Source organism: Caproiciproducens sp. LBM24188, assembly GCF_054130445.1.
In genome coordinates this window covers 2,079,408-2,096,989 of the sequence record NZ_CP196862.1, presented here as the reverse complement: position 1 = coordinate 2,096,989, position 17,582 = coordinate 2,079,408, and the positions used below count along the sequence as shown (strand labels likewise).

Genomic DNA, 17,582 nt, shown 5'->3' with positions numbered 1-17,582 from the left:
TGCAAAAAGGGAGTATTGCAGGATAAATTCCATCCTGCAATACTCCCTTATTTTTATCTGTTTTAAAATTTATTCTTCCCAGGAAATTTTTTGAATCTGCCCCTGACTGACCGCTTCGTTCATCAACTGAATCATTTCAAATGCGCTGCGGAACTGCTGGGTGCGGCTTTGCTCTACCCAGGTGATGGAGCCCTGCCACGAGGCGTTTTGCCGGTACTGCACATTCACAATAAAAGTCGTTTTGGAATTGTCAATGGTTTCGTTCGGTTTATTCTCCAAGGTGTCCTCAACCTTTCGTATGATTTTTGGTATAGGCTTATCAAAAAAACTTCTGGTCTGATATGCTGCCTGGGGAAAGTCAATGTCGTCGAACAAATCATTCAAGCCTAACAGCATTTCAACCTCGTTGTGGAATTCAAATGTTTTTTTGTAATATTCACTGAAAACAAAGCCCTGAAACCCGGATGTCGCATTAGTAAGATAAATGGTGCATTTGGAACGAATCGAAGCCAGTTGCTTGTTTGCAATTTGCATTCCCTTTTCTTTTTCTCCTTTCCCAATTGAATTGTGCATAATTTGTCTAATTCTATAATATCATACCATAAAATTGGGAAATTGTACAAGGATCTCAATAGAACTTTTCCAAATTCCGCGTTGCGATAAAGTCCACGCCGGTACCGCATACGTTCTTTAGAATGACTTGCCCAACGGTGACCGGTGCGTGCAGGCAGATTCCGTTCAAAGCCCGCACTGCGTCCATCACAAATTTTTTGGGAATCGGAGCATTGGTTTTCACCGGGCAGCGCGGATGCAAAGCACCCTCGATTTTAACTGTTGACGTTACCACGCGGGTGGGGTTTGTCAGCTCTGCGCGTCCATATTCCGCGCCGCGCGGGCAGGAGTTGCCCGTCACCGCGTAATCGTTTTGCTCATCCACCTTCAAGTGGCAGCCCTTCGGGCATACAATGCAGATTAGTTCAGTCATTGGGAACCTCCTTGATGGAAACGGTTATGTTGCCGGAATTGCATTTCTGAAGCAGTTGTTTCGGAAGAACAATATGTTCCATTTCACCCGGCGCAAGATGTTCGCGCGGAAAACGGGTAATCAGCTCTGCGCCGGAAGTAACGTAAATTTCGCTTTTTCCGCAGATTCGGTTGACGCGGAAGAAAATTTCTGCGTTTTTCTCCAGATGCTCCAACCGGATTTTCTGTGGAACCGTATAGGTTACGCCGTCACCATTGTGCAGTTCCAGAACCGTTCCGGTGGACGGCGCACCGCCCGCAAGGTACTGCGCGGCGGCTTTTCCAGCTCGCTGGCTTTCCGCCGTAACAAAATCCACCAAATCATGTACATGGACTACGTTGCCGCACGCAAAAATTCCTGAAATGCTGGTTTCCATATTTTCAAAAACGACCGGCCCGTTGGTTCTTCTGTCCAGCTGAATTCCAGCTTTTTTGGACAGTTCGTTTTCCGGAATCAAGCCGACGGAAAGAAGGATCGTGTCGCAGTCAAAGGTCTTTTCCGTTCCCGCAATCGGCCTGCGCTGTTCGTCCACCTGCGCGATTGTGACCTGACGGACCCGCGCGCGTCCTTTTATATCCGTAATGGTATGGGAAAGGTAAAGTGGGATGTTATAGTCCTGTAGGCACTGCACAATGTTGCGGTTCAGTCCGCCGGAGTACGGCATCAGTTCCACACAGGCCAGCACGGTTGCACCTTCCAATGTCATGCGGCGCGCCATAATCAGCCCGATGTCCCCGGAGCCGAGAATAACAATCCGTTTTCCAACCATGTGTCCTTCCATGTTCACATACCGCTGCGCTGCGCCTGCCGTAAAAATCCCCGCTGGCCGGCTGCCTGGAATGGAAATCGCACCCCGGGTGCGCTCCCGGCACCCCATGGCAAGAAGAATGGATTTTGCTTTCAGAACCTGATACCCTTCCGCAGCGCTGACAACATGAACTCCTTTTTCCTCTGTTACGTCCAGAACCATGGTGTCCGTTTTTACCTGAACCTCTGTGCTTTTCAACATGTCAATAAAGCGCCCAGCGTATTCCGGCCCGGTTAACTCTTCTTTAAAATAGTGAAGTCCAAATCCGTTGTGGATGCACTGGTTTAGAATTCCGCCAAGCTCCTTATCCCGTTCAATAATGGCAATTTTTCGAACGCCGTTTTCCCATGCGCTGCAGGCGGCCGCAAGTCCGGCGGGGCCTCCGCCGATTACAATCAGATCATACATTCGCGTTTCCTCCCTGTTTGGTTTCTCCCACCAGAATGTAGCTGCCGTCCACATCCTGCAGAATTTCTTCCGGTGTGACCCGGTATTCGCGCGCCATGATGTCCAGCACGCGTGGCCCGCAGAATCCGCCCTGACAGCGGCCCATCCCGTTTCCGGCGCGGCGTTTTACGCCGTCCAAGGAACAGGGGGGAATCGGGCTGTGCAGTGCATCCAGAATCTCGCCTTCTGTAATTGTTTCGCACCGACAGATGATTCTGCCGTAGGCGGGATTCTGCCGAATCAGTTCATTCTTTTTTTCTGGGGATAGAGATGCAAAGCGAACCTTTTTTCGACTTCCGTTCCAACAGCTTTTGTTGACGGTTACCAATCCTTCCTTCCGGAGCAGTTCAACCGCATATTTTGCAATGGCGGGCGCGGCGGACAGACCCGGGGATTTAATTCCGGCCAAATCCACAAAACCGGGCGCGGCGATTTCAATGATAAAATCGTCTTTCTCACTGGTAGCACGCAGTCCGGCAAAATTGCGGATATTATCGCGGAATACGATGGACGGCACTGACCGGACGGCGGCTTGTTTGACAAACTGCAGTCCCTGCGCGGTGTTCGAAACGTCGGTATAGTCCTCCACATGCTGCGCATTTGGCCCGACGATTAAATTTCCATGAACGGTGGGGGAGACAAGCACCCCCTTGCCGTCTTCGTTCGGGCATTGGAAGATAATGTGGCTGACTCGGGAACCTTCGGATTTATCAAGCAGGTAATATTCTCCCTTTACCGGTTCAATGTGAAATTTCGGTTCCGCCGCCATGTTATGCACGGCGGCGCTGTTCAGGCCGGCCGCGTTGATGATGTACTTTGCTTCCACATCGCCTTTTGCAGTCGAAATCCGCCACCCGTTCTCGATTCGTTTAATCGACCGTACTTCGGAAGACCGTTTCAACTCTACGCCGTTACGTACAGCGGTTTCCGCCAAGGCAATGCCGTATTCCCACGGGCTTACCACACCGGCGGACGGCGCATACAGCGCGCCGGTGACTTGTTCCGAAACGGCGGGTTCCATGGCTCGGACTTCTTCCGCGCTGAGCAGCCGGATTCCCGGCACGCTGTTCTGAACGCCGCGTTCGTAAAGGGTATGCAGGGTATTTTGCTCCGATTCGCTGAACGCAAGTACGAGGGAACCGATTTGCTTGTATGGTACATCCAGACTGTGGCAGAGCTCTTTGGCCAGCGCGGCTCCTTCCACATTCAGTTTTGCCATCAAAGTTCCCGGCAAAGGGTCGTAACCTGCGTGAATAATGGCGCTGTTTGCTTTGGTCGTAGCGTCGCAGACGTCATTCTCCTTCTCCAGCACTACGGTGTTCAGCTGATAGCGGCTCAGCTCGTACGCTGCTGCGGCTCCTGTAATTCCGCAGCCGATGATTGCGACATCGTACATAGAATATCCTCCTTTAAGGTGGCAGACAACCGATAAGACTTAAATTATTCTGCCAAGTAAAAAAGAGCAAAAGGCATAACAGCCGAAGGCCGTTTTACCTTTTGCTCTCATACTCTTTCGGTAAAATTGCAGTAACGAATTATATATTTTGCTTTGTAAGCTTGCGAAACTACATGGTCCAAACTTCTTCATTTGTAGAGGAAATCGCGACCGCTCCGGCGCTTAACGCCGTTAAAATATCTTCCTTATCACTAATTAATCCGCCTGCAATTACAGGCTTTTTAATTTCTGCATTCAGCTTTTTAATAATTTTCGGCATTAAACCGGGCAAAATTTCCACCAAATCCGCACTATCGGGCTGATCGGCTTTGCGAATATTTTCCAGCGCAAGGGAATCCAGTACAAAAAAGCGCTGAATGGTAAGAAGATGGCTGGCGTTGGCAAACCGAATCAGCGCGGGCTTTGTGGAAATAATGCCGTCCAGGCAGGTGTTCTGCTTCAGATATTCCACAGCTGCTTCCCGCGCAGCAAGTCCGTCCAGTAAATCAATATGAACAAAAACCGATTTTCCCGCGTCCTTCAGCTTCCGCACAATACCCGGAATCGTATTGATATCCCCGTACAGAACAAAAACCACTTTGTTTTCACAGGAAAGGCATTGATTCAGGCCCTTGTCATTCTTAATAGCCGGAATGACAGGCGATACTTCCAAATCCTGAAACAATTCTTCTTTTGTCATAAAGCCGCACCGCCGTCCGTTCCTGTCGGGATTCGGGCAAATCCTGTCTTTTTTCCGTATTATTATAACGCAGACGCGGCAAAAAGTCCAGAATCGCAAACAATTTCTGCCGCATTTCTACGGAATTTTCACTGCCTTGACTGTTTTAATTGGAACCCGTATGTTACAATAATTTCATATGTTTAAATTGAACTGAATCCATTATTCTGGTGACGGGAAGAAACAGAATTTTAGAATCGGCGTAGTAAACCAATCTAAAACCAAAACCGGGTTTGGATGAACATCTTGAACGGAGATCTTAAATGAAACAGATCAATCAGAAATATAACAAGAAAGCAAAAGCCGTAAAACGTGTACCGGAGCATACGCCGGTTCGCGTGCAGAAAACAACTTCCGACCATGCCGGGGAACGCAATCCAAATCCTTGCCCGCTTTACCGCAAATGCGGCGGATGCCAAATTCAGAACATGAGTTACCCACGCCAGCTGCAGTGGAAGCAGGGAAAAGTGCAGCATCTTTTGGGAAAATTCCATTCAGTGGAACCGATTATCGGCATGGAGAATCCCTATCATTACCGTAACAAAGTGCAGGCTGCTTTTTCTGTGGACCGCTCTCGGCGCATCATTTCCGGAATTTATCAATCCAGTTCACACCGGGTGGTTCCAGTGGATTCCTGCATGATTGAGGATGAAACGGCAGACCGGATTATTGTGACCATCCGCCGCCTGATGAAGGACTTTCGGGTGGAACCCTATGATGAAACTACCGGCCGTGGTTTGCTGCGCCATGTATTGGTGAAGCGAGGCTTTTCCACCGGCGAGGTTATGGTGGTTCTGGTCACGGTTTCACCGGTTCTTCCGGCAAAAAATAATTTTATTCACGCGCTTCTGCAGGCACATCCGGAAATTACCACGGTTGTTCTGAATATCAATGACCGCTACACGAGCATGGTGCTGGGCGAGGCGGAAAAAGTGCTTTACGGTCCGGGCTATATCGAAGACAAGCTTTGCGGCTGCACATTTCGCATCTCGGCAAAATCTTTTTATCAGATTAATCCGGTTCAAACGGAAATCCTGTATGGAAAAGCAATCGAATATGCAGCGCTGACCGGCAAAGAAACGGTAATCGATGCATACTGCGGGATTGGCACAATCGGTTTAACGGCCAGCGGCGGCGCAAAAAGCGTAATCGGCGTGGAAGTGAATGGCGACGCAGTCCGCAATGCGATTGTAAACGCTCGGCTGAATCAAATAAAAAACGCCCGTTTTTATGAGGGCGATGCAGGGGAATTTATGAGCGCGATGGCCAGCGAAGGCGAGAAGGCGGACGTGGTTTTCATGGACCCTCCCCGCGCGGGCAGCGACCGGAAGTTTTTGTCTTCCCTGGTTAAGCTTTCTCCCCAAAAGGTCGTATATATTTCCTGTAATCCGGAAACACAGGAGCGCGACCTTCACTTCCTTACCGCTCACGGTTACCGGGTGGAAAAAATTCAGCCGGTGGACATGTTCCCGCACACGTATCATGTTGAGACGGTAGTATTGATGTCAAAGGTGAAAAATCAAGTGTAAAAAAGGCCTTGATATAAGGGCATTTCGAGGTTTCCATCCCAAAAACCACTGCACGTAAATTAGCTGATTTTCACTTCATGAGAACAAGTCGAAACAGCTAAAAAACCTTGTGACAGAGCGATTTAGATGTCAGCGCTTTGTGAGTGTACAGGTTAGATAACATGTGTTTGCGAGTGGTCGATTTAGATGTCTTTTCAGAAATTTTTGAGGTTGTGTGAACAGATTAGATGTTGAAATTTTACGGGCAATATAGCCTAATCAACATCTCCAAAATAACCCAAGATGATTAATAGTCATCATGTCAAAAGGAGGTTAGATCATTGTTTGCGCGTGTGTTTGATAAAAAGACTGGATTTTATTATAAATCTATTATTTACGGTAAAATTGATATTGGTTATTATGAGCGCAATATCGTATATAACCCTAGGGAAGATGCGTTCGAGCTAGTGGATTATTTGGATAAAGAAAACAAGGACTCTATCATGTTGCCTCCATTGATAGAGATTATCAATTCTGACACAAATAATTGGGTAACATATGATAAAGGTAAAGTTTTGGAACTCAATTTTTACCTTGAGAATAATGGTATGAAGTCTTTTATAAAGCAATATTCCGGATATAATGAGGTTTTTCAGGATTTTGATTTTATGTTCCGAATCCTTAGAAACAGAGCTGTACCAAGAAGTGAGTGTTCAATTCAAATAAGAGAACCGAGTGACATTGACAATTGGACATATATAAAGACTTAAAGCGATGCAGATGCATTTTTTAATGTATTTGCAGGATTTCATGATTCAACAATTGAAAGATTATTGTATGTTGAGAATTATAAGGAAAGAAATTTGACGGTAACTTTCGATAATTCAGGTTGGTATGGTGTAGTGGAATTGTGCTTTGAGGGCTTAATATCAATGAATTTAAGACATGCACAAGAAAACTATAGCCGAGAAATTTTTAGTGCATGTTTATTTGTTGAAAATGAATGTGTTTTTTGGGCGGATGACGCTTTGGAAAAAGAAGATTTAAATTATACGGGTTCGTACATCAAAGCGCTGAATTTAAAATGGCGAAAAATAAGGTAAGGAGTAAAAAAATAAAGGAGGTTTATCATGGCTGATAATAAAACAATTCATTTTATACCACCATTGCCTCCGAAACGAGAAAAGCGGGTCGGTATCTACTGCTGTGTGAGTACAAATAGTACGGAACAACTGAAAAGTCTTGCAGCCCAGGTATCTGCGCTAACTAGATTAACATCAGCTAATCCGAAATGGCTATTGGTTGATGTATATATTGACATTGCTTCTAGCAAGACGGGTTCCTCTCGAAAAGAATTTACTCGTATGCTGCAGGACTGTAAGTCTCGTGATATAGAAATTATCCTAACCAAGAGCATCAGCCGATTTGGCCGAGATACAGTAGAAATTCTTGATGCATTGAACCAGCTAAGAAATCTCGGCGTTCGTGTTATATTTGAACAGGAAGTGCTTGATACAGCTGATACGGATAATGCTCTCATGATTTCCATAATCGAATCAATAGCGCAGGCAGAGAATGAGTCACGCAGTGAAAATATTAAGTGGGGAATCAAACAACGTGCTGCACAAGGTACCTCAAAGCTTTATAACAGAAAATGCTATGGGTATTATAATGATGAAGATGGAAACCTGGCTATTAATGAGTCAGAGGCAAAAAACGTGCGATTAATATATAATCTTTACCTACAGGGCAAGAGTGTTTTAGGTATTGTAAAAGAACTTGAACGGATGGGCATTAAGTCCCCTACAGGAAAGAACAAATGGCCTAAGAGATCAATTGAAGTAATCCTTAGTAATGAAAAGTACATTGGCAATGTACGGTTGCTGGATAACGGAAAGCATGACTTGTGTTATTTATCTGAAGACAACAATCCAGCGATAATTTCTAAGGAAACGTTTCAAGCGGTGCAGATTGAAAAACAGCACCGAAGTAATATTGTAAAAAGCGAAGATGGGTTCCAGAGGAAGAGTAGAAAATATAGCTCAAAGAAGTACTCTAAATAAAAATAGCCTAATCAAAAATTGTTTTTTGAGTGAACAGAATAGATGTAAAATTGGCTTAAATACAGGGTTTTTACGTTGTTTTAGAGAAGATGTGAAAAAACCTACCAATTTCACGTGGAGTGTGTAGTATTGATTACGAGAAAACAGGCATAATAGTTGAGTAATGGCTTAAAATAAGATTTTTGGCATATTCCAGTGTGAATCGTGGTTTTGAAATCGTGACCGAAGCCGCCAGCCATATAACCGAAACTGGTCAAAAATGCCATTGAGACTATCGCCTCGATACCATTGGTCGGATAGTCCAAAAATCGGGGGTGTAACTGTCCTGTCGATACCGCGAGACTATTGGAACGATAATAAGAGAAAAAATTGTTGTTGAGTGGTTGGTAGCTATAGTGAGTTGTATTTTATTTCATATCGAAACCCGAATGTTAATTTGCGTTGCTTGCAGCAACGGGCAATTCCTCATACAATCGTGTTGACGAAGAAAAGGAGGTTATGCCTAATGTTGAATGAAAACATTAAAGCAATCAGAAAAGCAAAAGGACTTTCCCAAGAAGAGCTTGCCATCAAACTGAATGTGGTACGTCAAACAATTTCTAAATGGGAGCAGGGATTATCAGTCCCGGATTCTGATATGTTAATTGGTATTTCGGAGGTGCTTGAAACACCTGTAAGTACTTTACTTGGAGAAAATGTTGCTGAGTCAAAGGCTGATGACTTAAAAGCAATTTCCGAAAAGCTTGAGGTTATAAACCTGCAGCTGGCACAAAGAAAAACATCGAGAAGAAAAGCAATTCATTGGCTTTTTATCTCACTGTGCGCGGTAATAGTAATAATTGCTGCCGGGTTAATGGTTGCAAACAGTCCTTATTTGGGCTGGGATTATAGTAGCCCTGAAACTGCTGTTGTCGGGGTAACTTATCATGCATTTGAATGGGTGTTTTTCAGGTTTGCACCGATTTTCCTTATTGGGGGAATCATTGGAATTATCCTGACACGGAAGAAGGCATAAAATACGATGCTTGCTGTGGCATGGTTTGGATTTTTAATTTAACTCCATAAATGCAGTCCGAGTATAGAATTAAATTTACCTCTATATCAAGGCTTTTCGCACATATGGGCATGAAACCCATTGAGCGAAATCAAAATTTTTCGCTTCGCGGAAACAAGTCCATAAAGGCAGTATTTGGACTTGTCAATATTCATTGACTCAATAAATTGGTGGAAATTTAAAATTGATATCACAATCGATATTTCAAGATTCTCCGAGCCGGAGGCAATTAAGGCAGCAACCGCCGGGACGGCGGCTTGATCTTGACTGCGTTAGCGATTAAAAGTGCTATAATTTTTTGTCCGGCGGCTGTGCAGAGCGCGATATTTCTGAGTTCCCCTTCGCCGTCGGCAATGCTTTGCGAGCGCTTTTAATTGCGCAGTCAAGATTTGCGGACGGTTTTATGCCGCCTGCCTTGAGGCGTAATACATTTGCCTTTTAACGCAGGGCGGATATCCTCCCTCGTTGCCGGTATAAACCCTTTTCCGGTTATAATAGGCGAATATCCAACGGAAAATAATGCTCTTGACGGTTTCCATCGGCAGCAGCTCGGTCTTGATTTTGTACAGCTTTTCCTTCTTCAATGTCGCGAAAAAGCTTTCCATCCTCGCGTTGTCATAGCATCTGCCGGTGCCGGACATGCTTTGCGACGCTCCATATTCCCGAAGGGTTTCACGGAATTTACGGCTGGTATACTGGGAGCCGCGGTCGGAATGAATTATCATACCTTTTGCGCTATGCCGCCTGCAAGCCTGCTCAAATGCGTTGATGCACAGCTCTTTTTTCATGCTGTTATCCACAGCAAGACCCACGATCTGTCCGTCGAAGCAATCCAGAACCGGAGAAACATAAAGCTTTCCGTCTGCGGTCGGCACCTCGGTAATGTCCGTAAGCCATTTTGTATTAGGGATATCGGCTGAAAAGTCCTGCTTTATCAGATTCTCGCTCTTCTGCGCTTCGGCATCCTCTTTTGTCAGGCTGTTCGGATTTTTCTTCGGCTTATGCAGCATATTATTTGCTTTCATTACACGATAAACTGTCGAATAGCTTCCGGTATAGTTATATGCAGTCTGGGATAGTCTCAGGTATACCCGGCTTGCACCGTAGTTCTCTTTGTTTTCCGGATCTTCATCAAGCATGGCCTTTATCTTAACCAAAAGATCGGCGTGCCTGTACGGTTTATTCATGTTTTGCTTCCATTTGTAATAGCCCTGCTTGCAAACTCCCAGAGCTCTGCACTTTTCGGATATTTTGCATCCCTTAAGCCGGGTGTGAACAAATCCGTACAGCTTTACTGGTTCTACTTCTTTTGGCTCTTTGCGAAAAAACCGAGAGCCTCCCTCAATATTTCATTGGCGCGCTTCAATTCCCGGCATTCCTTGAGCAAGGCGGCTTTCTCAGCGTCCTGCGGCGATACATATTTATGTCCGCTGCCGATAAACGGATTGTCCGGTCTTTCGACCGTCCGTTTTACCCAGTTGCGGACTGTGTTCTCCGGTATCCCCAGATTCCGCGCCGCTCTGCTCACGTTTGTTTCCATAGCCATTTTTACCGCTTCTTCCTTGAAGCTTCTGTCGTACACCGTTTTGTTTCCCATTTTTTTCGACTCCTTTGCGTTTTTATTTTACTTCCACCTATTTCAGGAGTCAATGAAAATTGTAGCAGACCAGATATTATTAAATCCTATATTGCCAGCCTGCAAGAGAACAGCGAGGTGTCAGATTCTGAAAAGGACTATTTAATTGACAGCATGAAAGAGATAATGAATAGCATTTAGTAAAGTGACTGATTAATAAAAGAGCTATTCATCAAGCAGCCATAAGTCGGGTATTTAATTCCTTATTAGATAAGTCAGTGCTATTTTTGGAGGTGAGCAAATGCTGAGTATTGAAGAGTATATTGCTCATAGAAAAAAGAGGATAGACTCAATGAATTTGATATTGAAGCACGTTCTCAAAATTTAAAAATTTGTGTGGATTACGTATTTGAGTACTTTAACAACTATTTGAATACTACTGAAGCCGAAGAAAAAACAGTACTTCATAGTGAAAAATTAGACAAGTATCGTAAGCAGCTTCAAGATTATGAGCCTGAAGTTAGAGAATGGGTGGTGGGTATTTACGATGAATATGGAAAACAGATCCACAGGTATATCGGTAATATACTGAGGGAGTATGAACTGTTTTTCCTATATAATTCGGACAGCGAGTTTAGAAATATTTCATATGATTGCTATACTAAACTTATTAAGAAACTGCCGTTTCTTAAAGATCAGACTGAAATGCTTTTCCTTTTTATCAAAGATTATCATCGGGTTCAAAGCCAAAAGCATTTTGAGTTTGGAGTACCGACAATTACTGAAGAAATTAGTGATTGGATCAATAATACATGGACAAAATATCAGGTTAATCTTCTTGCTTTTGCATATGATTGGATAAATAATTTTTATGATAATGAGGAAATTTGGCCTTCAACACATAGAAAGAAGAGTCAATATACTTGGAGAAAGTATGACTACGATTATAAGCAGAAAAGTAATCTCTTTAATATTGATTCACTATACAGAAGAATACCGAAAAAGCCCTTTATAAAAGGCAGAAAGCAAGAATTTGAAATTCTGTTTATGTATTATTGGCTTCATGATATGGTAGGCGATGACGAAGGATATTGGCAGCAATATTTAGAGACTGTCTTGCCAGTATTAAAAAGGGAATAGCACAGGGGGTGTTCCGATTGCAGATACAAAAAGTAAAAATTATATCAAATAATATATGCTTTGGTCCAGAACCACTTCCTGATGACGAAGTGGAACAGCATTTGACTATATCTGCTAGTGGTAGAATATGGTTTACAGGATATAAGTATGGAAATGGTTTTGGTCAGTTCGACATTTCTAGAAAGCAACAGTTTAATATAGGAAAATCCGCAGTAAAGGAAATATTGGAGCTTTTCTCACAGTATATAGAAAGTGACCAATTGACTTACTATGCTACTGATATAGGAACTTGGGAAATGAAAATTACAGATACGGACGGTAAATCTCATAATTTTAAGGGGGCACTTTGTGGTGGAGTGACGGTTGGCGATACTGATCTGACATATTATTTGCGCGAACAAATTCCAATTCAAAACTTGTTCGTTTTTGAGGATAATTTAGTGGATCTAAATGAGGATTAAAAAGGTTTATATACATGGTTATTAAGCATCCGTAATTAGCGGATGCTTCTCTATTTAAATGAAGAAACAGCTCCGATAAAAATGTTAATGAAATATTTTATTTTAAATTCATATATCAAATTGACATTTTTCGATTTGACGCATATAATATATCATATCGAAGTTTTTAGATTTGAGGTGATGTTATGGATTACTACTTGGATAACACGAAAGTGTTTAAAGCGTTGGGAGATCCCAAAAGAGCGATGATCGTAGATATGCTTTCCTGCGGGGAGCTTTGTGCCTGCAATATTCTGGAGAAGTTTGAAATGTCCCAATCCACATTGTCTCATCACATGAAAATCCTGTGTGAATGTGGGATTGTTAAAGCGCGTGAAGAAGGCAAATGGACGTATTACTCGCTGGATGATGATACCATCAGCAAAACAAAACAGTTTTTCTGTGCTATCACATCCGCTAAAGAAAATTGTATTTGCAAAGAAAATTCTAATTGTTGTAAGGGGTGTAATGAAAATGAGTAAATGTTGCTGTTCTTCCGATAACTGTTGCCAGCCGCAGCCGAAAAAACCGATCAACATTGATTTTCTGTATCTGGACACGACCGTTTGCGGTAGATGCCAGGATACTGAAAAGGCACTGGACGAAGCAGTTTCCAGCGTAGCCGTGGTACTTAATGCGGCAGGATATGAAGTCAAGGTAAACAAAGTAAATATTACAACGAAGGAGTTGGCGATTGAGTATCAATTTATCAGTTCGCCGACCATCCGCGTGAATGGAAATGACATCGCAGTAGAGCTTAGAGAATCACTTTGCGAAGATTGTGGAACGCTTTGCGGAGATAATGTTGACTGCCGTGTATGGGTATATAATGGAGTCGAATACACGTCCCCTCCAAAGGAATTGATTGTGGACGCCATCCTGCGCGAGGTATATAACACCGGGCAACGTGAGCCTGAGCGCAAAGCCTATCAGCTTCCTGAAAATTTAAAGAAATATTTTATAGCCAAGGCATACAAGGATAAAGCTGAACGGTGTGAGAAAGGCGGTAATACGATATGAGCAGAGAAAAAACACAAGGAATCGGTTTCTTTGAAAAATACTTAACGGTTTGGGTGCTTCTTTGTATGGCAGTGGGTATCCTGATTGGAAAGTTTTTACCTGGAATCCCAGCGTTTTTAGGACGTTTTGAATATGCAAATGTTTCAATACCTATGGCGATTTTAATCTGGCTTATGATATATCCAATGATGCTAAAAGTAGATTTTCAAAGTATTAGAAATGTAGGCAAAAATCCTAAGGGGCTTTTCGTTACATGGATAACCAACTGGTTGATAAAGCCTTTTACCATGTTCGGCATTGCATGGCTGTTTTTCTTCGTAATTTTTAAACCTCTAATTCCGGCAGAATTGGCACAAGACTATCTTGCGGGAGCAATACTTCTTGGAGCGGCACCGTGTACAGCGATGGTATTTGTATGGAGTTATTTGACCAAAGGCAACGCGGCTTATACTGTCGTGCAAGTGGCAACAAATGATCTTATAATTCTCATAGCTTTCACGCCTATAGTTGCGTTTCTTCTGGGTGTCGGCGGTGTCACCATACCTTGGGACACTCTTATTTTGTCCGTAGTATTGTTTGTTGTTATCCCGCTGGCTGGCGGAATAATCACCCGTAATACCATCACAAAAAAGCGTGGTCTCGAGTATTTTGAAAAGAGTTTCATACCGAAGTTCGGAAATATCACGACCATAGGTCTATTGCTGACATTAATAATAATCTTTTCATTCCAGGGCGATGTAATTCTGAATAATCCACTGCATATTGTTTTGATTGCCATACCGTTGATTCTTCAGACTTTCCTAGTCTTTTTCATTGCATACCTGGCAAGCAAGGCTATAAAACTGCCCCATGAGATAGCAGCGCCTGCCGGTATGATTGGTGCCTCAAACTTTTTTGAACTGGCAGTTGCCGTCGCGATTTCATTATTTGGAACACAAAGTCCGGCTGCACTTGCCACCATTGTAGGGGTTCTGACGGAAGTACCTGTTATGTTGATATTAGTGAAGATAGCGAATAATACAAGGCACTGGTTCCCTGCGGAAAGGAGTGTTTAATATGAAGAGTAAAGAATATTTTGACCGAATATCAAACGAGTGGGATGAAATAAGACAATCTTTTTTCTTCGACAGTATCCGGGAGAAAATGTGCGAGGCTGCACAGGTAAAAGAAGGTTTGACTGCTGTTGATGTCGGCGCAGGTACCGGCTTTGTAACGCAGGAACTGCTTAACAGAAAGCTTCGCGTAGTAGCAATCGACCAGTCGCAGGAAATGCTTGATGTATTAAAGCAGAAATACAGTTCTGTCGGTGAGATCGTCTGCTTACAGGCGGATGCATATTCGCTTCCTCTGGAAAGTGACAGCGTCGATTATGTGATGGCAAATATGTTCTTGCATCATGTTGAAAATCCGGGTCAGGCGATTTCAGAGATGACACGCATACTGAAGCCCGGTGGTAAATTAGTGATTGCTGATCTGGACCGGCATGATTATGAGTTTTTACGCAAAGAACAGTTTGATGTCTGGCTTGGCTTTGAACGCTCGGATATCAGAAAATGGTTTACCGAAGCGAACTTGTCCAATATAAAAATTGAAGACTTAAATGAACAATGCTGCTGCGATTCCTGTGAATCCTGCAGTAGTGCCGCAATTAACATCTTTATTGCTTCAGCTGAAAAATCATCTATATAAAAGGAGTTGTTCTTCATGAAAAAAATGAAAATATTTGAACCTGCGATGTGCTGCCCAACCGGACTCTGTGGCGTGGGAGTAGACCCTGAACTTTTGCGTATCTCTACAGTGCTTGATACGTTAAAAAAACATGGTGTAATTGTTGATCGCTTCAACCTTAACAGTGCACCTGCTGAATTTATCAAAAATAAGACCATCAATGCCTATATCAATGAAAAAGGAACAGAGGGATTACCGGTAGTTATGGTTGATGATGAGATTGTTATTACTGGCCGCTACCCTACCAATGAAGAGTTCACCAAGCTGCTTGATCTTCCCGGAGATGTGTTGGGAGTGAAGAGCACGTCCGTCAAGGTGAAGGTTTCTAAGAAAAATTCTGGGGGATGTAATTGTAAGGGAGGTTGCTGTTAAGTGAATAAATTCGATCCGCAAAACATCCATTTAACGAAATATCTTTTCTATACCGGCAAGGGTGGCGTTGGTAAAACCAGCGTCGCCTGTGCCACCGCCGTTTCTCTCGCAGACAAAGGCAAACGTGTGCTGCTCATCAGTACCGACCCGGCTTCCAACCTCCAAGACGTGTTCTCGATTGAATTGAGCAACAAAGGTACGCCTATCCCCGGTGTGCCTAATCTATATGTGGCTAACCTCGACCCTATACAGGCCGCAGCTGAGTATCGGGAAAGCGTAATCGCGCCTTATCGGGGTAAGTTGCCAGCTTCTGTTATCGCAAATATGGAGGAGCAGCTTTCTGGCTCATGCACCATAGAAATAGCAGCATTCAACGAGTTCTCTAATTTCATAACAGACGAAAAGGTTCAGAAGGAGTACGATCATATTATTTTTGATACTGCTCCTACTGGCCATACCCTACGAATGCTTCAGCTTCCTTCTGCTTGGAGCAGGTTCATAAGTGAAAGCACGCATGGCGCATCCTGCCTCGGTCAACTATCAGGTTTAGAGAGCAAAAAATCGATTTATCAGCAAGCTGTGGAAACATTGTCGGATGGCAGTCAGACTACATTAATACTTGTTACCAGACCGGAAACTGCACCATTTAAAGAAGCTGAACGTGCTTCCAATGAATTGTTTGCGTTAGGTGTTAACAATCAGATGCTGGTTATCAATGGATTATTGATGGAGCATACAGACGCTCTATCAAACAGCCTTTACGAAAAACAGCAGGCAGCTATATCTAATATGCCGAAAGCCTTAAAGGCGTTTCCAATCTATATAGTACCTTTACGCTCGTATAATGTCACTGGTTTGGAAAATGTGCGTGCTTTACTTACTACCAACTATGTCCCTACTGAGCCGCGAAAATTGAATACTGACCATATTCCTTCGCTCAGCGATGTGATAGATGAATTAGCAGCAGAAGGCAAGCGCGTCATATTTACGATGGGTAAGGGCGGTGTAGGCAAGACCACCGTTGCGGCTGCTGTTGCGTTAGGACTTGCAAAGCGAGGAAAGAAAGTCCACCTTACCACTACTGACCCGGCTGCACATTTAAAATTTGTGATAGACGAAACAAGCGGTATATCCATGAGCCATATTGATGAAGCTAAGGAGCTTAAAAAGTATCAGCAAGAGGTGCTCTCCAAGGCACGCGCATCCGGTATGAGTGACGAGGATATTGCCTATATCGAAGAAGATCTTCGCTCACCCTGTACACAGGAGATAGCTGTTTTCCGTGCATTTGCGGAATTAGTTGACATGGCAGACGATCAGGTTGTAGTTATTGATACTGCTCCCACAGGTCATACCCTGCTCCTGTTGGAGTCCACACAGAGTTATAATCACGAAATAGAACGTACTAAGGGCGAGATACCCGAATCGGTGGCGCGATTGTTGCCGCGGTTGAAATCAGACGAAACCGAGGTCATTATTGTAACCCTACCGGAAGCGACTCCCGTTTATGAGGCTCTCCGTCTTGAAGATGATTTAAAGCGCGCGGGTATCGCCGCTAAGTGGTGGGTGGTCAATCAGTCACTTTACGGCACGGATACGACAAATCCCATACTGGTGGCTAAGGCAACTGGTGAAATAGAATGGCTCAACCGCATCAATGAACATGCAAATGGAAAGTTCGCACTGATTTCATGGAGTCCTGAAGATATCAAGGGTGAACGCTTATTGGCGCTGTAAGGAGAGTAAAATGATAAAGGTTGCATTTATTTGTGTTCATAATTCATGTCGAAGCCAAATAGCTGAGGCATTGGGCAAACATTTAGCAGGAGATGTATTTGAAAGCTATTCTGCTGGCACAGAAACAAAACCCCAAATTAATCAGGATGCTGTGCGTCTAATGAAAGAGCTTTATGGTATAGATATGGAGAAAACCCAATATCCAAAATTACTTGATGATATCCCGCAGGTAGATATTGTTATTACAATGGGATGCAATGTGGAATGCCCTTACCTTCCCTGCAAGCATAGAGAGGATTGGGGACTGGATGATCCTACGGGTAAGAGTGATGAGGAATTTAAAAAAGTTATTTCAATAATTGAAGCCCGAATAATTGAATTGAAGAAGAAACTGACATAAAATTAATTAACGCCAATTGCACATTCAGTGG

General features: G+C 43.6%; 21 protein-coding genes. 14 read left to right on the top strand and 7 right to left on the bottom strand.

The features are described from left to right. Positions 1-69: 69 nt before the first annotated feature. From ACSVDI_RS09965 to ACSVDI_RS09945, 5 genes are all read right to left on the bottom strand, one after another. The gene (locus ACSVDI_RS09965) at positions 70-534 is read right to left on the bottom strand and encodes a hypothetical protein (protein ID WP_457942589.1); all 465 of its coding nucleotides are present in this window, start codon (positions 532-534) and stop codon (positions 70-72) included. Positions 535-628: 94 nt separating this feature from the next. Beyond that, positions 629-985, bottom strand: coding sequence for a DUF1667 domain-containing protein (locus ACSVDI_RS09960; RefSeq protein WP_457942587.1), 357 nt, complete (start codon positions 983-985; stop codon positions 629-631). Beyond that, positions 978-2,240, bottom strand: coding sequence for an NAD(P)/FAD-dependent oxidoreductase (locus tag ACSVDI_RS09955; protein ID WP_457942585.1), 1,263 nt, complete (start codon positions 2,238-2,240; stop codon positions 978-980). Before ACSVDI_RS09955 ends, ACSVDI_RS09960 begins: the two co-directional genes overlap by 8 nt. Continuing rightward, the gene (locus tag ACSVDI_RS09950) at positions 2,233-3,675 is read right to left on the bottom strand and encodes an FAD-dependent oxidoreductase (protein ID WP_457942584.1); all 1,443 of its coding nucleotides are present in this window, start codon (positions 3,673-3,675) and stop codon (positions 2,233-2,235) included. The genes ACSVDI_RS09955 and ACSVDI_RS09950 overlap by 8 nt, the downstream gene beginning before the upstream one ends. Before the next feature lie 169 nt (positions 3,676-3,844). Further along, the gene (locus ACSVDI_RS09945) at positions 3,845-4,414 is read right to left on the bottom strand and encodes a glycerol-3-phosphate responsive antiterminator (protein WP_457942583.1); all 570 of its coding nucleotides are present in this window, start codon (positions 4,412-4,414) and stop codon (positions 3,845-3,847) included. Between the two features lie 302 nt (positions 4,415-4,716). Between ACSVDI_RS09945 and rlmD the strand changes: the two genes are divergently transcribed. The 5 genes from rlmD (at position 4,717) to ACSVDI_RS09920 (ending at position 9,039) form a co-directional block, all read left to right on the top strand. Next, positions 4,717-5,982, top strand: a complete 1,266-nt coding sequence (gene rlmD / locus ACSVDI_RS09940) for a 23S rRNA (uracil(1939)-C(5))-methyltransferase RlmD (RefSeq protein ID WP_457942582.1) — start codon at positions 4,717-4,719, stop codon at positions 5,980-5,982. A gap of 320 nt (positions 5,983-6,302) precedes the next feature. Next, positions 6,303-6,731: a hypothetical protein gene (locus ACSVDI_RS09935; RefSeq protein WP_457942581.1), complete on the top strand. Its 429-nt coding sequence runs from the start codon at positions 6,303-6,305 to the stop codon at positions 6,729-6,731. 93 nt (positions 6,732-6,824) lie between these two features. Further along, positions 6,825-7,064 carry a hypothetical protein gene (locus tag ACSVDI_RS09930; RefSeq protein ID WP_457942579.1) on the top strand — a complete coding sequence of 80 codons (240 nt, stop codon included), beginning with the start codon at positions 6,825-6,827 and terminating at the stop codon, positions 7,062-7,064. Between the two features lie 27 nt (positions 7,065-7,091). Next, positions 7,092-8,024, top strand: coding sequence for a recombinase family protein (locus ACSVDI_RS09925; protein WP_457942577.1), 933 nt, complete (start codon positions 7,092-7,094; stop codon positions 8,022-8,024). Positions 8,025-8,529: 505 nt separating this feature from the next. Next, a complete protein-coding gene (locus ACSVDI_RS09920) occupies positions 8,530-9,039 on the top strand; it encodes a helix-turn-helix domain-containing protein (RefSeq protein ID WP_457942575.1) in 510 nt (169 codons plus the stop codon). A 440-nt stretch (positions 9,040-9,479) separates the two neighbouring features. Here the strand turns inward: ACSVDI_RS09920 and ACSVDI_RS09915 are convergent, their stop codons facing one another. Further along, the gene (locus tag ACSVDI_RS09915; protein ID WP_457945632.1) at positions 9,480-10,367 is read right to left on the bottom strand and encodes an IS3 family transposase; all 888 of its coding nucleotides are present in this window, start codon (positions 10,365-10,367) and stop codon (positions 9,480-9,482) included. Between the two features lie 11 nt (positions 10,368-10,378). Then, the gene (locus ACSVDI_RS09910; protein WP_457942573.1) at positions 10,379-10,675 is read right to left on the bottom strand and encodes a transposase; all 297 of its coding nucleotides are present in this window, start codon (positions 10,673-10,675) and stop codon (positions 10,379-10,381) included. A 408-nt stretch (positions 10,676-11,083) separates the two neighbouring features. On the opposite strand from ACSVDI_RS09910, the gene ACSVDI_RS09905 reads away from it, so the two are divergent. From ACSVDI_RS09905 to ACSVDI_RS09865, 9 genes are all read left to right on the top strand, one after another. Then, the gene (locus tag ACSVDI_RS09905; protein WP_457942571.1) at positions 11,084-11,794 is read left to right on the top strand and encodes a hypothetical protein; all 711 of its coding nucleotides are present in this window, start codon (positions 11,084-11,086) and stop codon (positions 11,792-11,794) included. Positions 11,795-11,811: 17 nt separating this feature from the next. Further along, a complete protein-coding gene (locus ACSVDI_RS09900) occupies positions 11,812-12,255 on the top strand; it encodes a hypothetical protein (RefSeq protein ID WP_457942569.1) in 444 nt (147 codons plus the stop codon). 185 nt (positions 12,256-12,440) lie between these two features. After that, a complete protein-coding gene (locus ACSVDI_RS09895; RefSeq protein WP_457942568.1) occupies positions 12,441-12,776 on the top strand; it encodes an ArsR/SmtB family transcription factor in 336 nt (111 codons plus the stop codon). Next, the gene (locus tag ACSVDI_RS09890; protein WP_457942567.1) at positions 12,769-13,314 is read left to right on the top strand and encodes a DUF2703 domain-containing protein; all 546 of its coding nucleotides are present in this window, start codon (positions 12,769-12,771) and stop codon (positions 13,312-13,314) included. Before ACSVDI_RS09895 ends, ACSVDI_RS09890 begins: the two co-directional genes overlap by 8 nt. Then, complete coding sequence (gene arsB, locus ACSVDI_RS09885) at positions 13,311-14,369, top strand: ACR3 family arsenite efflux transporter (protein WP_457942565.1); 1,059 nt, start codon at positions 13,311-13,313, stop codon at positions 14,367-14,369. The genes ACSVDI_RS09890 and arsB overlap by 4 nt, the downstream gene beginning before the upstream one ends. A gap of 1 nt (position 14,370) precedes the next feature. Then, positions 14,371-15,003: a class I SAM-dependent methyltransferase gene (locus ACSVDI_RS09880; protein ID WP_457942563.1), complete on the top strand. Its 633-nt coding sequence runs from the start codon at positions 14,371-14,373 to the stop codon at positions 15,001-15,003. Between the two features lie 15 nt (positions 15,004-15,018). Next, entirely contained in the window at positions 15,019-15,414 is a 396-nt protein-coding gene (gene arsD, locus ACSVDI_RS09875; protein ID WP_017551002.1) for an arsenite efflux transporter metallochaperone ArsD, read from the top strand. Beyond that, positions 15,415-17,151: an arsenical pump-driving ATPase gene (arsA, locus tag ACSVDI_RS09870; RefSeq protein ID WP_457942561.1), complete on the top strand. Its 1,737-nt coding sequence runs from the start codon at positions 15,415-15,417 to the stop codon at positions 17,149-17,151. A 10-nt stretch (positions 17,152-17,161) separates the two neighbouring features. Further along, positions 17,162-17,551 (top strand): arsenate reductase ArsC, encoded by a 390-nt coding sequence (locus ACSVDI_RS09865; protein ID WP_017551000.1) that lies wholly within the window; start codon positions 17,162-17,164, stop codon positions 17,549-17,551. The last annotated feature ends 31 nt before the right edge of the window (positions 17,552-17,582 follow it).

Bases quoted from the DNA above. Each gene is read 5' to 3' on its own strand.
- ACSVDI_RS09965 (WP_457942589.1), bottom strand. From the start codon at position 534: ATGCAAATTGCAAACAAGCAACTGGCTTCGATTCGTTCCAAATGCACC.
- ACSVDI_RS09960 (WP_457942587.1), bottom strand. From the start codon at position 985: ATGACTGAACTAATCTGCATTGTATGCCCGAAGGGCTGCCACTTGAAG.
- ACSVDI_RS09955 (WP_457942585.1), bottom strand. From the start codon at position 2,240: ATGTATGATCTGATTGTAATCGGCGGAGGCCCCGCCGGACTTGCGGCC.
- ACSVDI_RS09950 (WP_457942584.1), bottom strand. From the start codon at position 3,675: ATGTACGATGTCGCAATCATCGGCTGCGGAATTACAGGAGCCGCAGCA.
- ACSVDI_RS09945 (WP_457942583.1), bottom strand. From the start codon at position 4,414: ATGACAAAAGAAGAATTGTTTCAGGATTTGGAAGTATCGCCTGTCATT.
- rlmD (WP_457942582.1), top strand. From the start codon at position 4,717: ATGAAACAGATCAATCAGAAATATAACAAGAAAGCAAAAGCCGTAAAA.
- ACSVDI_RS09925 (WP_457942577.1), top strand. From the start codon at position 7,092: ATGGCTGATAATAAAACAATTCATTTTATACCACCATTGCCTCCGAAA.
- ACSVDI_RS09920 (WP_457942575.1), top strand. From the start codon at position 8,530: ATGTTGAATGAAAACATTAAAGCAATCAGAAAAGCAAAAGGACTTTCC.
- ACSVDI_RS09910 (WP_457942573.1), bottom strand. From the start codon at position 10,675: ATGGGAAACAAAACGGTGTACGACAGAAGCTTCAAGGAAGAAGCGGTA.
- ACSVDI_RS09895 (WP_457942568.1), top strand. From the start codon at position 12,441: ATGGATTACTACTTGGATAACACGAAAGTGTTTAAAGCGTTGGGAGAT.
- ACSVDI_RS09890 (WP_457942567.1), top strand. From the start codon at position 12,769: ATGAGTAAATGTTGCTGTTCTTCCGATAACTGTTGCCAGCCGCAGCCG.
- arsB (WP_457942565.1), top strand. From the start codon at position 13,311: ATGAGCAGAGAAAAAACACAAGGAATCGGTTTCTTTGAAAAATACTTA.
- ACSVDI_RS09880 (WP_457942563.1), top strand. From the start codon at position 14,371: ATGAAGAGTAAAGAATATTTTGACCGAATATCAAACGAGTGGGATGAA.
- arsD (WP_017551002.1), top strand. From the start codon at position 15,019: ATGAAAAAAATGAAAATATTTGAACCTGCGATGTGCTGCCCAACCGGA.
- ACSVDI_RS09865 (WP_017551000.1), top strand. From the start codon at position 17,162: ATGATAAAGGTTGCATTTATTTGTGTTCATAATTCATGTCGAAGCCAA.